We start from the raw sequence: 21,277 nt of genomic DNA, 5'->3' as shown, positions 1-21,277 counted from the left end.
CGGCCAACAGCGGTGACAGATTTTTTCGACACGGGTTTCCGAGACAGAGCGCTGCTTTTTTGCAAAGGAATGGTTGGGCAAAGGAATGGCCGGAGATCTGCACCGCAAGAGTTGGGAACGCCGCAGAGATTTTCCAGATTGTGGTCAGAGGCCCTCTGCGATGAACAGGCTGCCCATAAGCACTCTTTGCTAGAAGTAGGTTTTGCCCATCGCTCCAACGCGAATGAGGGGAATTCGCGGATGGATCAGAACTAAAATCAACGCCTCATAACTTACGATGTCCACGTTTACTGATTTCCTTGCTGAACCGATTGCCAAGCGGACGCTGATGGCGTGTTTGATGATTGGGTTCGCCAATGGGTTTGTGAGTGCGTTTGTGGTGCTGCGGAAGGATGCGCTCAAAATCGGGACGCTGTCGCATTCGCTGCTGCCGGGGATTGCGCTGGCGGTGCTGATTGGTGGGCTCACGCAATGGAGCGCGCTGGCGGGAGCGATCTTTGCGGCGCTGATTGTGGGGCTGGGTTCGATCTTTCTTTCGCGCACTTCGCGGCTGGATCAGGACACGGCGATGGGAGTGCTGTACACGACGGCGTTTGCGGGCGGGGTGCTGATTTTGAAGAATCTGGACATGCGACAGAAGCTGGATGAGTGGCTGTTTGGCAGCATCGTGGGGATGGCGGATTCGGACTTGTGGATCGCGTTTGGGATCAGCGCGATTGCGGTGATTACGCTGACGGCGCTGCAACGTCCGCTGATTATTTATCTGTTTGAACCGAACATTGCGGCGAGCCTGGGTGTGCCGGTGCGGCTCTTGAATTATGCGACGTTTGCGGTGACGATTCTGGTGCTGATTTCATCGCTGCAGGCGGTGGGTTGCATTCTGAGCGTGGGGCTGATGGTGGCTCCGGCGGCGACGGTGTATCTGCTGACGAACAACGCGCGGACGTTGTTCTGGGGCGGCGGGATTATTGGAGCCGTGGGATCGGTGACGGCGTTCTTTTTGTCGTATCCGCTGGGGTGGAGCGTGAGCGCCACGATCATTGTGGTGCTGGGGGTGTTTTTCCTGATCGCGTATGTTTTTAGTCCGAAGTATGGGCTGTTTAGCCGGAGGCGGGGGGGGGCGTAATTGACATGCTTTCGAGCAACAGGGATGTCGGTGGCGTCCCATGCGCCAAGGAAAGGCGAATTTGATTTCATTTCCACCGGAGCCTTGAGGTATCGATAACTAGAATATCCTCACCCGACGCGATGAAAATTTGCTTCGATCCGGCAGCTTGAAAAGCACGGGTCGTGAGTGCTCGATTCAGTTTACAAGGGTCCAGGCTTGCACGAGAGACTTGGGCGGTGGAGGTGATTCGATGCAGCGTTCGACTGGTGGCAGAGAGGCAGTAGAGAAATTCATCGTCACATGCCAGCCATTGGGGCTGAGACAGACCGCGACAAAACTCACTCACTGTGCCTTTTTCCCAGCGCTGAATGAGACTGGAATCCGTTGTGTAGAACAAGACCCCCTCCGGCCACTCGACTGCGGAGAGCATTCCCGTGGTCTCAAGCTCGGCAAACCCCGCGAGTTTGCCGCCCGAGTAGTGCGAGATTTTCGACGGGCTTTCGATCACACTGTCATCCTCCACGACGAGCAGACTTTTCTCAGCCGCCCCGCGCGCCATGAAACCAAGATACAGTTCTCCAGCGATTAAAGGATGCCCAGTTCCAGCAGAGCGCAGCTCTTTCGTTTGTCCGCCATAATAGAGCAGGCTACCATCTGCGAGTGCTCCCAGAGAAGAAAACGGCAGTTCCTCTTCCACACGTTGAGCAGGCTGACCCTCGTGCCACGTCCAGATGCCTTCCTTGAAATCGGAGAGCAAAAACTCGCCAGTATTTGCGGCATAGGCAAAATCTTGAATGGTACCGATCCCTGGCTTGAAACGCTTAACCACTGCGGAGAGTTCCGTGTCCTCTGCTTTCACGTCTGGTACTGGCGCATCAGGAGTGCTCACCGCGAATGGCTGCGCCTTTTTCCAGCCGTCGAAATCGCTCCAGCTAATGGAACCTTCCAAATTGATTTCACCAACTCCGTTGAACTCAGCGAGCCGCCTAACAAGCGTGAACAGATCCCATGGCTCGCGACTGAGCATCGTGCGCCATGCGAGACGGTGAGCGCGAAGCGCCAAAGGACCGATGGCCGGGCCACCAATGACAAAGGGATTGGCCTGCGCCATGGCGAAGGTGCCAGGCTTGGCTGCCAAGGTGACGGGATTGCTGCTGGAGAGGAATGGACGTTGCCGTCCGAAATTACGCATTGCTTGCGCCATATCCCAAGCCTCGCGCGTCACCACCTCAGACTGTCCTACGTAGTAGAACTGAGACGGGTTCTTTTCATCGTATTGGAAGCCAAGAGCTGTCATGCTCTCAATGAAGCTCACATCCTGCAAGCAACCATCCACGACGACACAGAAAGGGATGCCAGCCATGACTGCTGTGCCGTGCAGGGAGTCCAAGGTGAGAAATCCAGGCGTAGGATTGGGTTCTCCAACCTTGCCGCTGGCGGCGTCCACCTGCACTTGTGATCGGTTGGCGATCTCCCTAAGTTGTGCATTGAGGTCGAGCAGATTTCCCGCAGCCGAAAGCGGGCTTTCCTTCGGCACCAATACAGGAGGGCCACGCTGATTCATCTCACGGACCAAAGCAGGGGTGGCATCTCCCATGACCAGTAGCAGGTCCCCCGTGCGACTGGAGACCATATGCCCAACATAGTAGATCACCGCCCGTTTAGCCCCGGCAGCACGGGCAGAGGAAAAAAATCCCGGACCTCCGCTAGTAAAGCCTCGCGCTGCAACGGAGCATTGCTCGTGGCCCAAAGGTGCCTAGACAGCGCCGGCTTCCACGGTTGCAAAGAGGATTCAAACACCCCGGCACTGATAGCATTCCAGTCCTGGCGCAATCCAGCATTCTTCGGGTAGTAGCCAGATGAAATGGTGAGCAAAGCCCAGGGACTCTCGGGGGCGATAGGAGAGGAGGAAGCGTTATGAGGAAGCGCCGCAGTGTCGAGACTGAGTTGCTCGCCATCGAGTTTCTCCAGCATCACCTCGTCAGGATCTGTTCCCAAATGTTTAGCAAAGAATGTCACCTTTTGAACCACGCAGGCAAAGACGACGGGTTCCTTCCAAACAACCACGACTTCATCATCCGTATTGCCTTGGATCGCTACGGATGCCTTGCCACCTGTTGTTGATACGGACTCAGCTGACTTGGCCTGTTCCTGAACTTTCCGCCATGCCTCAGCCGTCGCCTGCGAGGTCCTGCGAATTTTAGTTTCCAAGATGCCCTCGTAAGCGCGCACTATCACGGCCACTTCCTTGGTCTCATCAGCCGCGAGATCCATGACTTCCTGCGTCTTCACGCGCTTGGTGATCTCGCTGGAGTCCATGTCGAGCACCCGACATTGCGTGGCCCGAACCTCAATCTTGGCTGATTCAGTATCGCCAAACAGCGCCCCCAATCCCCCCTTGCCCATGCCGGCTTTGCCAGAAGCATCAGCCATCTGATTCCAGCCCAGGACAAAATCGGCTCCCTGAGTGATGGCCGTTTCATTGCGCAGGGTACGTTTAAAAGGGATGAGTCGTTGATGGTCCTTCACAAAAATCGACCCAGGAAGCAGACCATCGGCAGGTGGAACATTGAGCACGAGCTGTTTGGCATCTTCATTGAGGACCTTCGCAAGTTCGGTGCGGAAGTCGCTCTGCCAAAGCTTAGGTAACAGCAGTGCGATAGCAGCAATGACGGCAACAGCTACTGCCGCGAGAATGGCCTTTTTCTTTTGTTTCTTGGTCATAGAACTTAGGTAAGTTGGCAAGAATACAGGCTGTCCGCCAGAGTAATCTGGAGAATATTGAAGCAGGCATTCTTGGCTCTTATGTGGCGGTAGAGAACACAGCCAGTTGCGGCGCGGCTGGACCACTTTGGAGATTCTCAGGCACTCATTTGCGCCCGACGCCGTAAGAGGGATGGCGTTTGTCATGTCGGACGGACAGAATGCGAACGCGATCTTCGAGGATGCGATAGCAGATGGCGTAGGGGAATCGTTTGAGATGGGCTTTCCGACGGCCATAGGGGGCGAGGGGAAATGCCTGTGGATTGGCCGCGATCAAGCCCAAGGTTCGCTCGACTTCTTGGAAGAACTCGTCGCCGAGCTTTTCTTTGCGGTCGTCGTACCAGGTGCAGGCGGCATCGACTTCGTGCTGGACGGCTTTGTGATACGAGAGCTTCACGCTTGACGCCGGGCTGAGAAGTGGGCCAGGAATTCCTGATGACTGATCTCTTTTGAGGGATCCTGGTCCATTTCGGCCTCGCGTTGAGTGAGCATTTTCTCCAACTCATCTGGCGCGAGTTCGTCTCCGGAACTGCCGACGGAGTCCCACAAAACTGCGGCAACTCGGCAGCGGTCCGCTGGAGCGAGCTGCAGTGCGGCATCCATGATGGCTTCGTAGGTGATGGACATGGGGGATTATTAAACTCGAAGGGCGGGTGAGACAACCGTGGTTTGGGGAGTGGGGTTGTGGTGGGGTAGGAGGCGGTTTATGCGGCTGTTGGACGCGTGATGCCTGTGGCGGAGGGGCGGGGAGACGCTGCTGGTGGGCGCGATGTGTGAAGGAAGCGCTGGGTTTGCTTTCCGGAGTGTCGCAGATTACCCAGGGTTGCCTCGCTTAGGCTCAGCTAACCCTGGGCTGTATTACGTAGCCCCTTTGGGGCTTGAAGAGACGTGGCAGCAGAATACAACGCCAGTTGCGGCGCAACTGGGCTACTTTCTTCGCTTCGCTATGGCTCTCCGGGATCGTGGAACAAGACACGCGGTGGCGTGGCATTGGCAGAATGCGGCGCTTTGTATCACCGCTACGCGGTTCTGCGTGGTGGTGAATTTGTGGATGTGCGGTCCGTGGGTTGGCACCCACGGCTACGGTTGTGGCAGCCCTACGGGCTTGAGGAAGGGGGAGTCGGGTGACTCCTCCGCGTTGTTGGGGATGTGTTGTGCGGAGGGGCGGGAGATTGCGGAGCGCCTCACAGGGGATTGCCTTCGGCGCGCTTCGCGAGGTGCGGACCACTTTGCTGACGCATGAACGACGCGCTGTGAATTTGTCACCGCTGCGGGGTTCCGCGTGGTGGTGAATGGATGGGCATTCGATTGGTGGGTTGACGCCCACGGCTACGATTGTGGCAGCCCTACGGGCTTGGGGAGAGGGTGCTGTGGGATCTCGCAGAATTTATGCGGAGGGGCGGGAGATTGCGGAGGATCGCAAAGGGGATTGCCTTCGGCGCGCTTCGCGAGGTGCGGTCCACTTTGCTGGCGCATGCAGGAGGTGCTGTGAATGTGGCAGCGCTGCGGGGTTTCACGTGGTGGTGAATGGATGGGGCATTCGATCGGTGGGTTGGCACCCATGGAAGCCTGCGGCAGAGGCGTGCTGCGGGGCACGATGCAGACGCCCATTCTTCGCTAAAGCTACGAAGGACAAGCTGCTGAAACCCGGCGTGATATTGAGGAGTGCTGGGTTGCTGCCCGGAATTGTCTGCCATACCCAGGGTGGCCTCGCTGAGGCTTCCTCCTTCGCTCAAGCTACGGAGGACGAGCTTGCATCCCTGGTCTATTATCCGCAGCCCCTTCAGGGCTGGTGCGTGTGCGGGGCTGGTTGAGGCAAAGAGAACCGGACTTGGTTTCAATGGTTCGTGGTATGACCTCCTCATATAGCGGTTCGCAAAACCCATTTCCGTTTAGCAGGCTGTTTTTTGCTAGCAAATCATGGGCTTCGACGGCGGCTGGCTGAGGACAGCCAGCCCTACCTGCGCTGGGCATGCGCATGCTCGGTGCGAGTAGTCCTCCAAGCGCCGTCGAGCGTCGCAATACGCCTCTATCCGGAAATCTGTTTTGGAAAACGTTATACCCGCCATGTCGGAAATGAGTTTTGCGAATCGCTATATCTGCCTTGTTTGCTGCGTGGTGATGAAGAAGCCGTTGGGGGATTTCCCAACGGCTTCTTTGGTTCGGGTCGCGCGGATGTGCGGTCATTGAGACCGCAGGTACGGATGGCATTCTTCAGACGGCTTAGTTGTCGTCGTCATCATCATCCTTGTCGCCGCGATCGCGGAGGACGACGCGCTGGATGACGCGGCGGTCGCCGTCCTGGACGTAATGCACGCGGACCGGGGCGCCGGAGACGAGGCGGGTTTGGAGCTCGGCGGCGGGGATCACCACGCCACTGCTGGTTCTGTAAACGACGTTCGGGGAGTAGTAGTAGGTCACGGGGCCGGACGCTTCGGTCACGACGAAGCTGGTGGCGGGGTCGTAGGTGGAGACGGTGCCACGGCTTGCAACGGTGGTGGTTTTGACGACGGTTTGCGCTGAGAGAGGCAGGGTGCTGAACATGCCGATCGCAACTGCCAAGAGGGTCATTGTTTTCATATGATTTGTTTTGGTTGTTTGTTTGCGCCCGTCAGGGTGCGTAGGAGGCTTCGGGTGCCCCTTCTCCACTGGATGCATGACGACCTCTCCCCGATACTGGCAGCGGGGTGTGCCCCTACCCACTCCTTGTTGGGCCGAAAGCGCCCGCGCAGGAGGCTACTCCGTGCCGCTTATGAAGTGGCGGTCATTTTCTTCGAGACGAACCGAGGGGCGAGAGAGCGGCTCGGTGAGGGGTAGGACCCAAGCGGCGTGGGCAAGGGAGCGGGGCTCATGCGCGAGGTCGAAGCGGGGATCAATGAGGGGCCGAGGTGGGCGGCCATTGAGGGAGACCATGGCACGTGCGCGGACTTCGATGTCAGGGAAGCCTTCGCGCCGCTTCTGTGCGGCGAGGTAGTGGGCGTATTGGAGGATCATGTCAGGATGCGTGGTCATTTTCGCATAGGCTGCTTCACTGAGATGATCCAGGGGGTCCACAAGCCAGGTGCGGCCTGTGGAGGGAGAGACAAGGTCAAAAAGAGCATCGCCGGACTTGGTGCGCAGCTTCATGTGCCAGGAGAAGCGATGGCCTTCCTCCGTCCAGTGGACATTGCCGGGATAAGCGAAGTGCCGCAGAGGCACCAACACCTGGACGGCGAGATAAAGTGCGAGAGCCCCGAGCACGCGCTGGCGGGGCCGCCACCGAGGAACGGTGCTGTGAACAGCCCTGCCGGTGGCGGAGCGGGGGTGGATGCCCAGCCTGAGGAGGCAGCGGCGTGCGGCATCTGGAGGGAAAAAGATGAAGGTGGCGCCGAGCATGAGCCACGGGAAGATGCCGATGTGGAAGAGCTGGGAATTGAGAAGATGAAACGATGCGGCAGCGCAGAAGGCGAGCAGACGAGTGCGGTGCCAGAGGAGGCCGGGAACGATGAGGAGATCAAGGAGCAAACCGCCGATGACAAAGGAGTAAACGAGCCATTCCGTGTGAACGTACGCGCCGATGAGGGGCATGTGGGAGCGCTCCGCGAGCCACATGCGCATGGGCTCGCCGTGCAGCCAGTCGGAGTCGAGCTTGGCGATGCCGCCGAAGAAATAGGGGATGCCGATCTGGGCACGCATGAGCCAGAGCGTCCATGCGGGCGTGACACTGGAGCGAATCGCGGGACGGAGCCAGGCATCGACCGACCACGCGCGGTGGGCGGGCAGGAAGATCATGAGAAAGCTAACGAGGGAGATGAGATAAAAATGATTGAGGTAGCGGGTCTCATCCAGCAGGAAGACATAGGTGAAGCCGATGAAGAAGAAGGCGGCCATGAAGCGGTAGCAAAAGCCCAGCGCGAGGCACAACGCAGAAACTCCGAGCGCGGCGAAATGCAGGTGCATGCCAGGATCCGGCCATGGCTTCACCCATTCGAAGGCGTAGAAACCGAAGTGGAAATCGGAGGCGTTGAAAATCTCAATCCAGCCGTAGGCGAAATAGCGGATGACCTCCACGAGCATGACGCAGCCGAAAAGGATACGAAAGAACGCGAGCCAGGCGATATCGACCGGGGCAAAAGACTTGTGAAGGAAGCGAGGCATGGAATGACCGATGGGAGGACTTGAACTTCTGCCATGTATCGTCAGGGCGCGCTGGCGCGGCTGTGTGTTGCATCAAACCTACTGCCCTCGGACAACAGGGCATCAGGCCGCAGATCCCTGCGCGAGCTTACCCCTGGCTGCCTTCTTTGATTGCCTTCGGCTGTCCTCGCTTCACTACGGCTCTCCGGGACCGGGGGAATGAAGAACGCGGTGGCGTGGCATTGGCAGAATGCGGCGCTTTGGATCACCGCTACGCGGTTCCGCGTAGCGATGTATTTGTCGATGTGCGGTCCGTGGGTTGGCACCCACGGCTACGATTGTGGCAGCCCCACGGGCTTGAGATCTGAAGCCAGTTGCGGCGCAACTGGACTACTTGGCTGGGAGGATTTGGACGGCGTCGAGGTGGACGTTGCCGCCGGAGTTGGCGGTGCGGAAGATTACTGCGGACTCTTCACCTGCGTTGAACTTGTAAGTTCCCAGGCTGTAGGCGCCCTGGGGGTCTTTGGGGGACTTGGTTTGATCGACGGTCACTGATTTTTCGCCGTCGGCGGTGAGGAGGGTTATGGGGGCGGTTTTGGCGCGGTTTTCGTGGGGCTGGAAGTAGATGCGGACTTCGTAGCTGCCGGTCTGTTTGACGCTGAAGGGGAAGCGGGCGCTGGCGTCTTTTTCGCTGGTGTAGCTGTAGTGTTTGCCGACGTAGGGCTTGAGGCCTTCGCCGTGGGCCCATTTGCCGGTGAGCTCGGCTTCGGTGTCGTCGATGACGATGCCTTCGAGCTTGGCGGGATTGATGCTGTCTTCGGCGATTTCGGGGAGTTTTTTGGCGTTGGCGGGGAGGTAGAGGGCGCTTTCGAGGGTGTCGCGGCGCATGGCTCCGGGCTGGTTCATGAGGTCTTTGAGAATGTCGAGGTACTGATCATAGACGCCGCGGGGGGAGGTGTGGTGGCGGACGCAGATCCAGGCGGCTTTGCCGACGACTTCGCCCATCATGCCGCAGGTGCGCATGACGCGGGTGGAGCCGAGGGCGTGGCGCTCGACGGAGATGGTGCGGCCGGCCATGAAGAGATTGCCGATGTCTTTGCTGTAGAAGCAGCGGTAGGGGACGGGGTAGCCGCTTTTGCGGTCGGTGTGCTTGCCGAATTCGGCGCGGCTGATGAAGGGATTGTTGGGGAAGTTTTTGGCGTATTGCTCTTTGGGATAATGAAGGTCCTGATCCCAGGTGGTGGGGACGCAGCCGTCTGGATGGATGGTGCCTTTGACCATGTCTTCGCCATTGAGGATCATGTCTCCAACGATGCGGCGGGATTCGCGGGGGCCGCCGATGTAGGCGAGCCAGGTGAGGTCGAAGTCGGCGTATTTGTCTGCCTTGAGGGTTTTGAGGGCGGAGACGGCTCCGTAAACGGCGCGGAAGTTGTGGTCGCGGATGAGTTCGAGGTCGTTGATGGGGTGCTTGTCGAAGCCGCTTTCCCAGAACCATTCGCCGTGGACGTAGTCTTCGGGGTCGGGGACGGGGGTGTAGCCGAGGTCGTAGCCGGTCATGTTGGCGGCGTTCTTTTTGCCGACGGGTGCGAGGGCGCGGGGCTCGGGGAAGTCTTCGAGGGTGAGTGGGAGAGCCCAGGGGGTGGCGGGCCAGGAGACGGGCTTTTTGAGGTTTTGCATGACCCACATGTTGCTCATGCCCATGCGGCCTTTTTCTTCCATCATGAACTCGGCTCCGGCGAGTGCGCCGACGCTGCCGTGGCCGGTGCAGTCGACGAAGAGTTTGCCGAGGAAGCGGGTTTCTTTGCCGGTCTTGGTGTCGAGGCCGATGACGCTGCGGATGTTGCCGGTGTATTTGCCGGAAGCGGTGGCGGCCGGGATGGTGGTGCTGCTGGCCATCTCGACGCCGTAGACGTGGGTATTGAGGAAGAGGGAGATGGTTTTTTCGGCTTCGACGGTGTCTTCTTTGAGCTTGTCGTTGAACTCCTGGGGATTGGCGGCGGGGCTGTTGCTGGCGCGATCGGCGAATTCTTCGACGATTTCGCCGAGGTGGGGGTAGAGGCCGCGACGGGTGCCGCCCATGGCCCAGACTTGGATTTCGCTGGAGCCGTTGCCGCCGAGGACGGGGCGGTTTTGGATGAAGGCGACTTTGAGGCCCTGGCGTGCGCCGGAGATGGCGGCACCCATGCCGGAGTAGCCGCCGCCGATGACGACAAGGTCGTACTCTGTGGTCTCGGGGGCTTTGTCGGGGAGGCCGAGGAGCTGGCGGCGGAGCTTGTTGGTGGTGGCGAGGTCGGCGGGCGGGGTGAAGTCTTCGCCGTCTTTGGCGAGGATGAGGGCATCGATGCGGCCATCGAAGCCGGTGAGGTCGTGGAGGGCGAGGGTGGTGGTCTTGCCGGTGATTTTGATGGGGGCGGATTTTTCCCACTGCCAGTCTTTGCCGGTGGTGCCGAATTGGTGGTCGAGCTTGGTGCCGTTGACGCTGATCTCGAAGCGGCCGGGTGCGCCTTTGGCATCCCAGGGGCCGACCCAGTTTTTGGTGCGGGCCCAGAGAGTGTAGGTGCCGGCGGGGAGGTCGATCTCGGTGGTGGCGTCTTTGACGGGCTTGCCCATGCCGTGGGCCATGAGGTAGGGGGAGCCCATGACATCGATGAACTGTGTGTCGAGGACCCAGCCACCGGGGTTGGAGAAGGATTCGGCTTCGAGCCAGAGCGGCTGGGCGCTGGCGGAGCCGAGGGTGAGGAGGGTGGCGAGGAGGACGGATTTCATGATTGAGGTGATTTTAAACGAGGATGGGGGGGGAAAGCAATCATGGGTTGCTTGTTACGGTAACAGAGCGTTGGCGTGAATTTTGAATGGAGCGACACGCCCTGAGCGCGGCGGGGCGCTTTGCAGACGCTGCTGGTGAATGCCAAGTGCGGCGGAGTTTTGGGTTTGCTTCCCGGATTTGATGCTTGGGATCCAGGGTAGCCTCGCCGAGGCTCGGCAACCCTTCGCTATGATGCTCAGCCCCTTTGGGGCTGGTGTGGGCGCGAAGTGAAATGACGAAAGAAATGTATCTCAACACGTAAGGACCCTATTTTTTGTGCAAAGGAGCTAACAAAAGCAGATTCAGCAGAGTGCCACCGAATGCCCATGAGTGTCACGCCACCGAGTTTCCTGCGTGACACCCGCTTGTTTCCACTGATGGGTAATAACCTATTTAAGCTCCTGAATCCGCAGATTGCGGAATTTGTAGGTCTGGCCCTTTTCGCCGTGATGCTGAATGGCGATGACGCCGGTGGCATCCTTGTCGTCTTGCACATCGGTGGTGAGGACGCCGTTGACGAAGATTTTGAGGCTCTTGCCACGGCATTCGATGCGGTAGTTGTTCCAGTCGTTGCGCTTGAAGGCGTCGCCTGCACGGGCGCGGAAGGCGGCTTCGCTTTCCTTGTTGCCTTTGATCGGGCTGATGAACCACATGCGGCGGCCTTCATCGTATAGGCCACCGCTCCACTTGCGGTTGGCATCGCCGTCCACCTCGGCCTGATAGCCGAAGACTTTGTTCTTTTCGACATGGGCGCGGAACATGAAGCCGCTGTTGGCCTGGCCTGCGGGGAGAAGGATGTCGCCTTCAAAGATGAAGTCGCCGTAGGTTTTTTCGGTCACGACGAAGAATTTCTTTTCGCCGGTGAGATGGATTTCGCCGTTCACAATTTCGATCTGGCCCCAGTCATAGGGGTTCTTCCAGCCGGTGAGTGTTTTGCCATCGAAGAGTGGGACAAAGTCGTCGGCGAAAACGGGGATGGAAAAGGCCAGGGCGAGGGCGGCGAGGAGGAGGCGTGGTTTCATGGTTGGGGCTGCGATCAAAGCCATGCTGACTAGCAACACAAGAACCATTGCTCTACCGGGCGGGTTTTACGCATGAACCGAGGTATGACACGCGTGTGACTAGGAGCCGCCGCGAAGCTGGCCGGCAGATTTGGGAACGGCCATTTGGGTGGAATTGCCTGAGCCGCCAGCCGCGCGATTGTAACCGCCGCCGAGGGCCTTGTAGGCTTTCACATACGCAGTCAACTGCTCCTGCTTGAGCTCGATCAAATCGATCTTGGCCTCGAGGGCATCGCGCTGGGTGAATAGCACTTCGGTATATTCCGCGCGGGCATTGAAGAAGAGCTGGCCGGCGATGCTGATGGAGTCGTTCAGAGCCGCCACCTGCTGGGCCTTGAGGTCGTAGCTTCGACCGTAGTTTTTGATCTGCGCGAGCTGGTTCACTGTCTCGACGTAGGCTTTAAGCACCGTTTGCTGGTAGGAGTAGATGGCCCCGATCTGGCGGGCACTCGCGCCGAGGAAGGCGGCATTGATGGCACTGCGGTTGATCAATGGAGCCATCACATTGCCAGCAACACCATAAACCAATGAAGCGGGAGTCGTAAACGCGGAGGCCAGCGAGAAGGACTGCAATCCCAAGGCAGCCGAGATGCTGAGGGACGGGTAGAATCTGGCTGCAGCAGCCTTCACATCCAATCCGGTCGCTGCCAGTTCCAGCTCTGCCCGGCGCACGTCCGGGCGGTTGCGCAGCAGTTCGGCCGGCAGTCCGGTATAGATTTGAGAAAGCATGAGTTGCTCGAAGCCATCAGACTTGCGCTTCACGTGCTGGGGGTAGCGACCGGCCAGGTAGTTGAGCTTGTTCTCAGTCACCGTGATCTGCTGCTGAACTTGGAACATGTGGCTTTGGTTCTTGAGCACTTCCGCCTCAAAGCGGCGAACAGCAAGCTCTGTGACCCTGGCATTCGCCTTCTGCAGCTTTACCGCCTCGAGTGCATTCTTTTGAATCTCGATCATGCGCTTCAGGGTGGACAACTGGTTGTCAAACGCCACCAGGTCATAGTAGGTCTCGGCGATCTCAGAGACGATGTTCGTGATCATGAAGTTCCGGCCTTCCTGGGTGCCCAGGTAGCGCAGGATCGCGGCATCCCGCTCGTTGCGAAGTTTTCTCCAGATGTCCACTTCCCAGTCAAAGTCGGCCGAGAAACCGAAGTTGGGCAAGTTCGTGGGAATGGGGACTCCTGTCGCGATTTCGTTGGCGGTGTTGTCCTCCGCAGCACCGGCAGCGGTGTGGCGCCCGACTTTATCCAGCCCGGCAGTGGTGCCTGCGGTGACGAAGGGGAAAACAGCCCCCTTGCGCGCACGCACCTCGCTTTTGGACGCCTCGATCTCCTGCAGCAGGATGTTCAATTCCTGATTGTTGCTCAGCGCGGTGCTGATGAGGGCGGTCAGGTTTGGATCCTTGAAATACTCCCTCCACCCGATGAGGGCGGAGTTCTTGGTGCCGCTGGTGCCTGGAAAGTTGGCGGGGAGAGGTGGATCGCTTGATGGCAGAGGGTCACGACGGAGCACGGACGAGCACCCCTGCACCAAAACGATTAGACAGGCGAAATTAAATGCTAGGAGCTTGTTCTTCAGGTTTTGCATGTTCATGATGGCCGTGGCCGTATTCTCCAAGTTCAGTCAAAGGCATGTCGTCTTCATCTGGAAGAAGCTTCCCGCGCGCAGAGATGGTACCGAAAATGTAGTAAAGGCCAGGGACAACGAGCAGACCTATCACTGTGCCGAGGAACATCCCGCCGGCTGCGGATGCGCCGATGGTCTTGTTGGCAATGGCACCTGCGCCGGAGGCACGCAGCAAGGGGAGCATCCCTGCGATGAAGGCGAAGGAGGTCATCAAAATCGGGCGGAACCGTACTTTGGCCCCTTCAATGGCCGCTTCAAGAATGCTGAGTCCCTCGCAGTGCCGTTGCGAAGCAAACTCCACAATCAGAATGGCGTTCTTGCCCAGCAAGCCCACGAGCATGATGATGCCTACCTGCGCATAAATGTCGTTGTCCAGACCCATTGCTTTCAGCATTGCAAAGGAACCCATGACACCCACCGGCAGGGAGAGGATGACTGCCAGGGGCAGAGTGAAGCTTTCGTACTGTCCGACCAGCACCATGTAAACGAACAGCAGCACCACGATGAAAATATACACGGCTTCATTGCCGCGCCCTACCTCGTCAAACGAGAGGCCGGCCCAGCCGATGTCAAAGCCACGCGGCAGGGTTTTACCAGCCACCTCCTGGATCGCCTTGATGGCATCGCCGCTGCTGAAACCTGCGGCAGGTGCGCCTTGGATGGACGGGGCCGGGTAGGCGTTATAACGGGTGATTTCATTCAAGCCGAGCTTCGGCTTCAGGCTCATGAAAGCTGAATACGGCACCATCTCGCCCTTCTCATTGGCGACATACAAGTCCTTAAGATCCTTGGGCAGTCTTCGGTATTGCGGATGTGCCTGAACATACAGCTTGAAGAACTGGCCAAACTTGATGAAGCCCTGTTCGTAGGTACTGCCGATCATGACGGAGAGGTTATCCATTGCCTTGCCAATGGAGACGCCCTTTTGCATGGCCACCTTGTTGTCGATGACGAGCTCGATCTGGGGATAGTTGGCGCTGAAGAAAGTGAAGAGGCCGCGGAGCTCTTTGCGCTCTCCGAGCGCTGCCATGAACGCATCGTTCACCACCTGGAGCTTGTCGTAGTCACCAGTGTTGGTCTTGTCCAGCAAGCGGAGCGAGAAACCACCCGCCGCACCGTAACCGGGAACTGCTGGAGGCTCGTAGAACTCGATGGTGACACCGGAGATGGCTTTGCATTTTTCTTCCAGTTCCGCGATGATTTGCGGTGCGGTCAGTGTGCGCTCATCCCAGTTGTGAAGATTGATCAGACAGGTGCCGGCGTTCGAGCCGCGACCTTCCGTCAGCACTTCGTAGCCCGCCAAGGATGAGACAGATTCGACACCTTCAATCGTCTTGGCGAGTTGCTGAAGCTCAGTGGACTTGGCTGAGGTGCGTTCCAAGGTCGATCCCGGAGGCGTCTGCAGAATCGCATAGATCATTCCCTGATCCTCCGCCGGAATGAAGCCTGCGGGCAGTTTTGCGTTGATGAAGTAGATCGCCACAGCGGCCAGGACCAGCACGGAGAAAGTCACCAGCCGCCGATGGACGATGCGCCTGAGTATGGCGACATAGATATCCGTCACCTTCTCAAACACATGATTGAAGGCAGCGAGCAGCAAGGCGATGGGCCCGCGCCATTTGCGCTTCTTGTGACCGTCTTCGTGACCATGGTCAGGGCCATGCTCAGACCTTTTCAGGATCATAGCGCAAAGCACGGGCGTCAGCGTGAGCGCCATGACGCCTGAGAGCACGATGGCCACAGCCATGGTGATGGAGAACTGCCGGTAAAAGACCCCCACCGGGCCGGTCATGAAAGTCACTGGCACAAACACTGCGGTCATCACCAGGGTGATGGCGATCACGGCACCGGCAATTTCATGCAACACCATCTGGGTCGCCTTATAGGGAGTGATGTTTGTGCCATGCATTTTCGCATGCACGGCTTCCACCACCACGATGGGGTCGTCCACCACGATGCCGATGGCGAGCACCAGCGCGAAGAGTGTGATGAGATTGATCGTCACTCCAAACATCTGCATGAGGAAGAAGGCTCCGATCAGCGACACTGGCACGGCCAGTGTCGGAATGAGCGTGGAGCGCCAGTCACCGAGGAAAACAAACACCACCAGTGCCACCAAAATGAAAGCCTCGATCAGGGTATGCAGCACCTTCTCAATTGAAGCATCAAGGAAATTGGCCACATCGTAGCTGATCTTGTAGTCCATCCCGGAAGGAAAGGTCTTCTCCTTGATCTCCACCAGCTTCGCCTTGATCTCCTTGATCACTTCGTTCGCGTTGCTCCCAAAGCTTTGCTTGATCACGATGGCTGCTGAGGGCAGCCCATCGAGGTCTGAATAGAGATCGTAGAACTCACTGCCCAGTTCCACAGAGGCCACGTCCTTCAGGCGCAGCAGTTCCCCGTCTTCCGTGGCGCGCAGGATGACGTTCTCATACTGTTCGACCTCGTTATATCGGCCCTCATAAGTGAGCACGTATTCCAACGCCTGGGAAGTTTTGCTGTCCGCCCGCCCGATTCGCCCTGGAGACCCGATCAAGCTCTGCTCCGAAAGCGCATGCATCACCGACTCCGTCGAGACGTTGTAGGCTCGCATGCGGTCCGGCTTCAACCAGATGCGCATCGCGTACTGGCGGGTGCCCAGAATCTTGGCGGAACCCACGCCGCGAATACGGCTCAGTTCGGGGATGAGGTAGATGTAGCCGTAGTTGAACAGGAACTGCATGTCAGCATTTTTGTCCGTGCTGAAAAGGTTGACGTACATCAGCATGTTCGGCGTCAAGTTGTTCACGATGACGCCCTCGCGTTGCACCAGAGGGGGGAGACGGCTCATGACCTGGTTGACGCGGTTCATCACGTTCACCGTTGCCTGGTTCGGATCGGTGCCCATGTGGAAGATCACCTGGATGGTGGCCTCCCCCGCGCTCGTGGCGTCGGAGGTCATGTACTTCATGTTGGGCACCCCGTTGATCGAACGTTCCAAAGGAATCAAACAGGACTCCTCTAGAACTTTCGCACTTGCTCCTGGATAGTCCAGGGTGACCATGACCGCCACCGGCGCCACATCAGGGAACTGGGAGATTGGCAGGGTGATCATCGAAAGTCCCCCGAGGAACAAGATGATCAGTGAGATAACAATGGCCAGTGCCGGCCGACGCAGAATCTTCGTAAACATGGGTCACATCCTCTGATTATTCAGCATGCAGTTTCATATCCTTGAAAGCCTCTTCAGGCTTTTTGAAAACGTACACTGCTTTCGCACCGCTTTTGGCCTGTCGCATTCCTTCGAGAACGATCTTGTCCTTGTCTGTCAAACCTTCGCTGACAATGAAAACATCCTCCAGTTCTTCGCTGATATGAATGCGCTGTTGAGTCAGGATGTCATCTTTTCCGACGATAAACACATAGTGATGGTCCAAGATTTCGAACGTCGCTTTCTGTGGAACCAGCAACGCACCCTTCACCATTTTATTCATGCGAATGTTGCCAGTCTCCCCATGCCTGAGCAGGCGGTCTGGGTTGGCGAAATCCGCACGGAATGGAATGGTGCCGGTTTGGCTGTTAAACTCAGCCTCGATGACGTTGACCCGTCCAGGCTGGTTAAAAATCTTGCCGTTGGCCATCAACAGATCGACCTTCTTTCTCTCTTCCGGTTGAACTTCAGACATGTAATCCAGGTACTCAGCCTCAGGGACGTTGAAATAGACCCACATTTCGCTGTTGTCTGACAACGTGGTCAGCAAATCCCCTTCATCCACCAGACTGCCATTCCGCAGGCGGAGCCGGTCCATCAGTCCTGAAAAAGGCGCATTGATGTTGGTGAAGCCGAGGTGCGCCTGCGCGAGGTTCACCACCGCCACCTTTTGCTCCCATTTGGCCTTGGAAATGGCCAACTCTTTGTCGGACACCACCTTGCTCTCCGTCAACCTCTTGGTGTTTTCATATTCAACCTTGGAAATCTGGGCCTCGGCCTCGGCGCTTGTCAATTCTGCCTGATAAACCAATGGCAGGATCTTGAACATGGGGTCGCCTTCCTTCACAAGCTGGCCTTCTTTCACAAAAACGGACTGCAGGTAGCCACGTTCCACGGCACGGAGTTCAATGTTACGGCAGGAATGAATCTGACAGACATATTCACGCGCGACGATCGTATCCCGCTTCAGCGGCATGGTCACAATCAGTTGAGACTCCGCTTCCTCATGTTCGTGTTCATGCTTGTCGTCATCGTCATGTTCATGAGCCTTTGCATGTTCGGGTTCATGAACGTCAGCCCCCTTCTTTTGGTGGCAGCCGCAGAGGAGCAGGCCAGCCAGCAGGCCTGCATACATGAGGGATTTCCGAGTTGAGATGTACAGTGGTTCCATTCTTGACCATAGGAAGCCACTAACTTTGGCCTATTGATATACCCTCGATAGGGGGTTTTACCCCCAATCCCGACACCAGTGCTGTGGCTTGTGGGAAAGCTTCAGCGCCACGTTAGAATAGAATTTATTTTTATTTTCACGAAGCTTTTAGATTAAGTTTTTGACTGGAAAAATCTCCATAGCGAGGGGAGATAGACAAAAGATTCAAAAAGAGCCGCAGGTCAAAACAGGATTCCCGTGGGCCATTGCAGGCGGCAGTCACCGTTCCTGAGAGGTTCTGCTCACAAAGAAGGTCATGGCTTGCGTTTTACGCTCAATTCAGGGGCTGGCCCTGTCCGAGCTGGCCGCCATACACCTTCGGTCATCACAATTCTCGGCGATGCGGGGATACCGCGTTCGTTTTGCTGGTACTGAGTGACGAGCAGATCCACCGCCGCCGCGCCGAGGACGTCAGCTTGTTGGTCTATTCCGGGCACTTCAGGCACGTCTGCCCGCCAACCGAGCGAGACATGGTCCGGCTGGCGGGATGGAGGCAGGGTGCTGAGCCAGTCTTTCACAAGATGGCCGCCGTCGATGACGACATCCGGGTTGGCGGTGCACAGCCATTGCAGGAAATCATTGCGACTGGGTGACTTGCGAAGCGCCAGAAGCGCACCGGGCTGGGCCAGCGGGTGATGCGCGAGAAAACTGGCCGACCATGCACGGAACATGCGCTCATTGATCGTGCTGCCACAATAAAAGCCGATGCGCTTGTAGCCCTGCTTCTTGAGCATGCGCAGTGCGGTCATCATGCCGAGGAAGTGGTGGTGATGAACGCGGTGCAGTTGCGGCCGCGCATAGCCCAAGCCGATGACCACGCTGCAGAACTTTTCCCATGCCATGGAGACGTGGCCGCGACTGCGTGACACGAGGGGTGAGAGGATAAAACCGGGAATGCCGCGCGCTTCGAGAATGGCGGACAGCCTGCGTGCGGTCATCCCCCGTGCGGCCAGATGAAATTCTTCGAGTTGAAAGCCGAGTTTCGCAGCCTGCTGATGCGCGCCCAGCAGCAACTGCTGCGACCAAGAGGAGTGCTCGATTTCCTGCGAACTGCGTTCCGCCCAGACAAAAGCCAGCGTGAGGGGGGAGGCAACCAGGCGGGTGCGCCGCATGTGCGTCATCAGCTTCGCAATTTCGGGATCAGGCTGGTAGCCGAGTTCGGTGGCGGTTTGGACGATTTTCTCCTTTAAGGCGGCCGCTACATGCTTCCCACCGCGTAGCGCACGAGAGACCGTCATCTTGGAAATGCCGAGCTTAAGGGCGATGTCGTTCAAAGAAGGCCGTGCCATGGTGCTACTCTACACCTATAGCGGTTCGCAAAACTCATTTCCGTTTAGCAGGCTGTTTCTTGATCGCAGATCATGGGCTTCCTTCTTCGCTCTCCTGCGTCGAGCTACAAAGGACAGGTCGACGGCGGCTGGCTGAGGACAGCCAGCCCTACCAGCGCTGGGCAGACGCGTGGCCATGCGCCGCTATCCGGAAATCAGTTTTTGAAAACGCTATATCATATGTACCACTCTTTCATCCGACCTGCCGGGCTTGCTCTCGCAGCCCCATTGCGTCATAGAAAAAGAGCCACAAATACAAGGACGCCACGCCGCTCCCAAACGTATTCACCGCGACAACACCATGGACATCCAACGAAACGGCTCCAAACCCTCCAGCAAAGGCCCTGCGGAATGGTTTACCGGCAGCGTGCGCATCGACCCGATTTTTCAGGCAGGTTCGCCAGCACGCGTGGCAGGAGCCAGTGTCACCTTTGAGCCCGGTGCGCGGACCGCATGGCACACGCATCCGCTGGGGCAAACACTGATCGTCACCGCTGGGTTTGGTCGCGTGCAGCGTCTGGGCGGTGCCATTGAAGAAATCCGTCCTGGTGATGTGGTGTGGTTTCCGCCCGGTGAGAAGCACTGGCACGGTGCCTCGGCCACCACCGCGATGACCCACATCGCCATCCAGGAAAGCCTCGACGGCAAGGTCGTGGACTGGCTGGAGCACGTGACCGACGAGCAATATCAATTCACTCAACCCAACGCCTAACCCGCTCCCAACATGCCCAACGCCAAAGCCTACTCCGCCACCAGCGACACGTCACCGCTTGCCTTCGCTCAAATCCCGCGGCGCGAACCCACCGAGCGGGATGTCGAAATCGAAATCCTTTTTTGCGGCGTCTGCCACTCGGACCTGCATCAGGTGCGCAATGAGTGGAGCGCCATGCCGACCACCTATCCGTGCGTCCCCGGTCATGAAATCGTGGGGCGCGTCACGCAAGTGGGCTCCGGCGTTTCAAAATACAAACGCGGCGACATCGTCGGCGTCGGCTGCTTGGTGGACTCCGATCAAACCTGCCCGCAATGCCAGGCCAATCTTGAGCAGTTTTGCCCGCACTCCACCTTCACTTACAATTCGCCTGACAAACACGGAACCGCTCCGGTGACCTACGGCGGCTACTCCAGCAGCATCGTCGTGGATCAGCACTTCGTGCTCAGCGTTCCAGGTAATCTCAGCCTGGCGGGTGTCGCGCCCCTGCTCTGCGCAGGCATCACCACGTACTCACCCATGCGTCGCTGGGGCGATCTGAAGGGCAAGAAGGTCGGCGTTATCGGTCTGGGTGGCCTCGGCCACATGGGCGTGAAGTTTTCCCATGCCTTCGGTGCTCACACGACGGTGCTCACCACATCGCCCAACAAGAAGGACTCCGCCCTCAGCCTCGGCGCGGATGAAGTGATTTTGTCCAGCGATGCCAACGAGATGCAAAAGCATACCGGCAGCTTCGACTTCATCCTCGACACCGTTTCGGCCGACCATGACATCAACGCCTACCTCAACCTGTTGAAAATCGATGGCACGCTCACCCTTGTGGGTGCGCCGGACAAACCCATGCCAGTGTCCGCGTTTGGTCTCCTGTTTGGTCGGAAGAAACTTGCCGGTTCGTTGATCGGCGGGATCGCCGAAACCCAGGAGATGCTGGATTTCTGCGGCACGCACAACATCACTTCCGATGTGGAGGTGATCCCGATCCAGCAGGTCAACGAGGCGTATGAGCGTCTGCTCAAGAGCGATGTGAAGTATCGCTTTTCCATTGATATGGCTTCGCTGAAGTCCGCGTGAGGCGCGGGGGGCACAGGGAGAGAGCGATGGATATGAAGGGACGTGCGGTGGGGTGGGTGCTTGCGGAGTGCTGCGGACTGGAAGTCCGCGCTCCTCGGGCGCTGCCTAGCTCGGGCGCGGGTTTGGTGATTCTTGCGCTTACAAATGAGTGTTGTGTTAAACTTGCGCCAAGGGGGGCACGGTGAGGCGCGAGGGGGGACTGGATGGAGGTCACAGGGGAGAGAGAGCGATGGGTATGAAGGGACGTGCGGTGGGGTGGGTGCTTGCGGAGTGCTGCGGACTGGAAGTC

General features: G+C 58.0%; 15 protein-coding genes. 3 read left to right on the top strand and 12 right to left on the bottom strand.

The window, feature by feature from the left end; genetic code table 11:
• The first annotated feature begins 277 nt into the window (after positions 1–277).
• Entirely contained in the window at positions 278–1,126 is an 849-nt protein-coding gene (locus PSV43_RS12100) for a metal ABC transporter permease (RefSeq protein ID WP_300197169.1), read from the top strand.
• 67 nt (positions 1,127–1,193) lie between these two features.
• On the opposite strand, the gene PSV43_RS12095 is transcribed toward PSV43_RS12100, so the two are convergent.
• The 12 genes from PSV43_RS12095 to PSV43_RS12040 all read right to left on the bottom strand — a co-directional run bounded on the left by PSV43_RS12095 (position 1,194) and on the right by PSV43_RS12040 (position 19,166).
• Positions 1,194–2,705 (bottom strand): hypothetical protein, encoded by a 1,512-nt coding sequence (locus PSV43_RS12095; RefSeq protein WP_300197166.1) that lies wholly within the window; start codon positions 2,703–2,705, stop codon positions 1,194–1,196.
• A gap of 53 nt (positions 2,706–2,758) precedes the next feature.
• Positions 2,759–3,832: a hypothetical protein gene (locus tag PSV43_RS12090; protein WP_300197164.1), complete on the bottom strand. Its 1,074-nt coding sequence runs from the start codon at positions 3,830–3,832 to the stop codon at positions 2,759–2,761.
• A gap of 145 nt (positions 3,833–3,977) precedes the next feature.
• Positions 3,978–4,268 carry a type II toxin-antitoxin system RelE/ParE family toxin gene (locus PSV43_RS12085; protein WP_300197162.1) on the bottom strand — a complete coding sequence of 97 codons (291 nt, stop codon included), beginning with the start codon at positions 4,266–4,268 and terminating at the stop codon, positions 3,978–3,980.
• A complete protein-coding gene (locus tag PSV43_RS12080; RefSeq protein WP_300197160.1) occupies positions 4,265–4,498 on the bottom strand; it encodes an addiction module protein in 234 nt (77 codons plus the stop codon). Before PSV43_RS12080 ends, PSV43_RS12085 begins: the two co-directional genes overlap by 4 nt.
• Before the next feature lie 1,596 nt (positions 4,499–6,094).
• Positions 6,095–6,433 (bottom strand): hypothetical protein, encoded by a 339-nt coding sequence (locus tag PSV43_RS12075; RefSeq protein ID WP_300197157.1) that lies wholly within the window; start codon positions 6,431–6,433, stop codon positions 6,095–6,097.
• A 174-nt stretch (positions 6,434–6,607) separates the two neighbouring features.
• Positions 6,608–8,008 (bottom strand): HTTM domain-containing protein, encoded by a 1,401-nt coding sequence (locus tag PSV43_RS12070; protein ID WP_300197154.1) that lies wholly within the window; start codon positions 8,006–8,008, stop codon positions 6,608–6,610.
• Between the two features lie 369 nt (positions 8,009–8,377).
• Positions 8,378–10,753 (bottom strand): FAD-dependent oxidoreductase, encoded by a 2,376-nt coding sequence (locus PSV43_RS12065; protein ID WP_300197151.1) that lies wholly within the window; start codon positions 10,751–10,753, stop codon positions 8,378–8,380.
• A gap of 429 nt (positions 10,754–11,182) precedes the next feature.
• Positions 11,183–11,815 carry a DUF1080 domain-containing protein gene (locus PSV43_RS12060; RefSeq protein ID WP_300197148.1) on the bottom strand — a complete coding sequence of 211 codons (633 nt, stop codon included), beginning with the start codon at positions 11,813–11,815 and terminating at the stop codon, positions 11,183–11,185.
• 99 nt (positions 11,816–11,914) lie between these two features.
• On the bottom strand, positions 11,915–13,444 hold the full coding sequence (locus tag PSV43_RS12055; protein ID WP_300197145.1) for an efflux transporter outer membrane subunit: 1,530 nt from the start codon (positions 13,442–13,444) through the stop codon (positions 11,915–11,917).
• Positions 13,404–16,649, bottom strand: a complete 3,246-nt coding sequence (locus PSV43_RS12050) for an efflux RND transporter permease subunit (RefSeq protein ID WP_300197143.1) — start codon at positions 16,647–16,649, stop codon at positions 13,404–13,406. The genes PSV43_RS12055 and PSV43_RS12050 overlap by 41 nt, the downstream gene beginning before the upstream one ends.
• Before the next feature lie 16 nt (positions 16,650–16,665).
• A complete protein-coding gene (locus tag PSV43_RS12045; RefSeq protein WP_300197141.1) occupies positions 16,666–17,802 on the bottom strand; it encodes an efflux RND transporter periplasmic adaptor subunit in 1,137 nt (378 codons plus the stop codon).
• Positions 17,803–18,131: 329 nt separating this feature from the next.
• The gene (locus tag PSV43_RS12040; RefSeq protein ID WP_300197138.1) at positions 18,132–19,166 is read right to left on the bottom strand and encodes a LacI family DNA-binding transcriptional regulator; all 1,035 of its coding nucleotides are present in this window, start codon (positions 19,164–19,166) and stop codon (positions 18,132–18,134) included.
• A gap of 340 nt (positions 19,167–19,506) precedes the next feature.
• On the opposite strand from PSV43_RS12040, the gene PSV43_RS12035 reads away from it, so the two are divergent.
• A complete protein-coding gene (locus tag PSV43_RS12035) occupies positions 19,507–19,917 on the top strand; it encodes a cupin domain-containing protein (RefSeq protein WP_300197135.1) in 411 nt (136 codons plus the stop codon).
• 12 nt (positions 19,918–19,929) lie between these two features.
• A complete protein-coding gene (locus tag PSV43_RS12030; RefSeq protein ID WP_300197132.1) occupies positions 19,930–20,988 on the top strand; it encodes an NAD(P)-dependent alcohol dehydrogenase in 1,059 nt (352 codons plus the stop codon).
• The last annotated feature ends 289 nt before the right edge of the window (positions 20,989–21,277 follow it).

Origin of the sequence: Prosthecobacter sp., assembly GCF_029946185.1 — a bacterium.
Lineage (GTDB): Bacteria > Verrucomicrobiota > Verrucomicrobiia > Verrucomicrobiales > Verrucomicrobiaceae > Prosthecobacter.
This window is presented reverse-complemented; position numbering and strand designations above follow the sequence as displayed.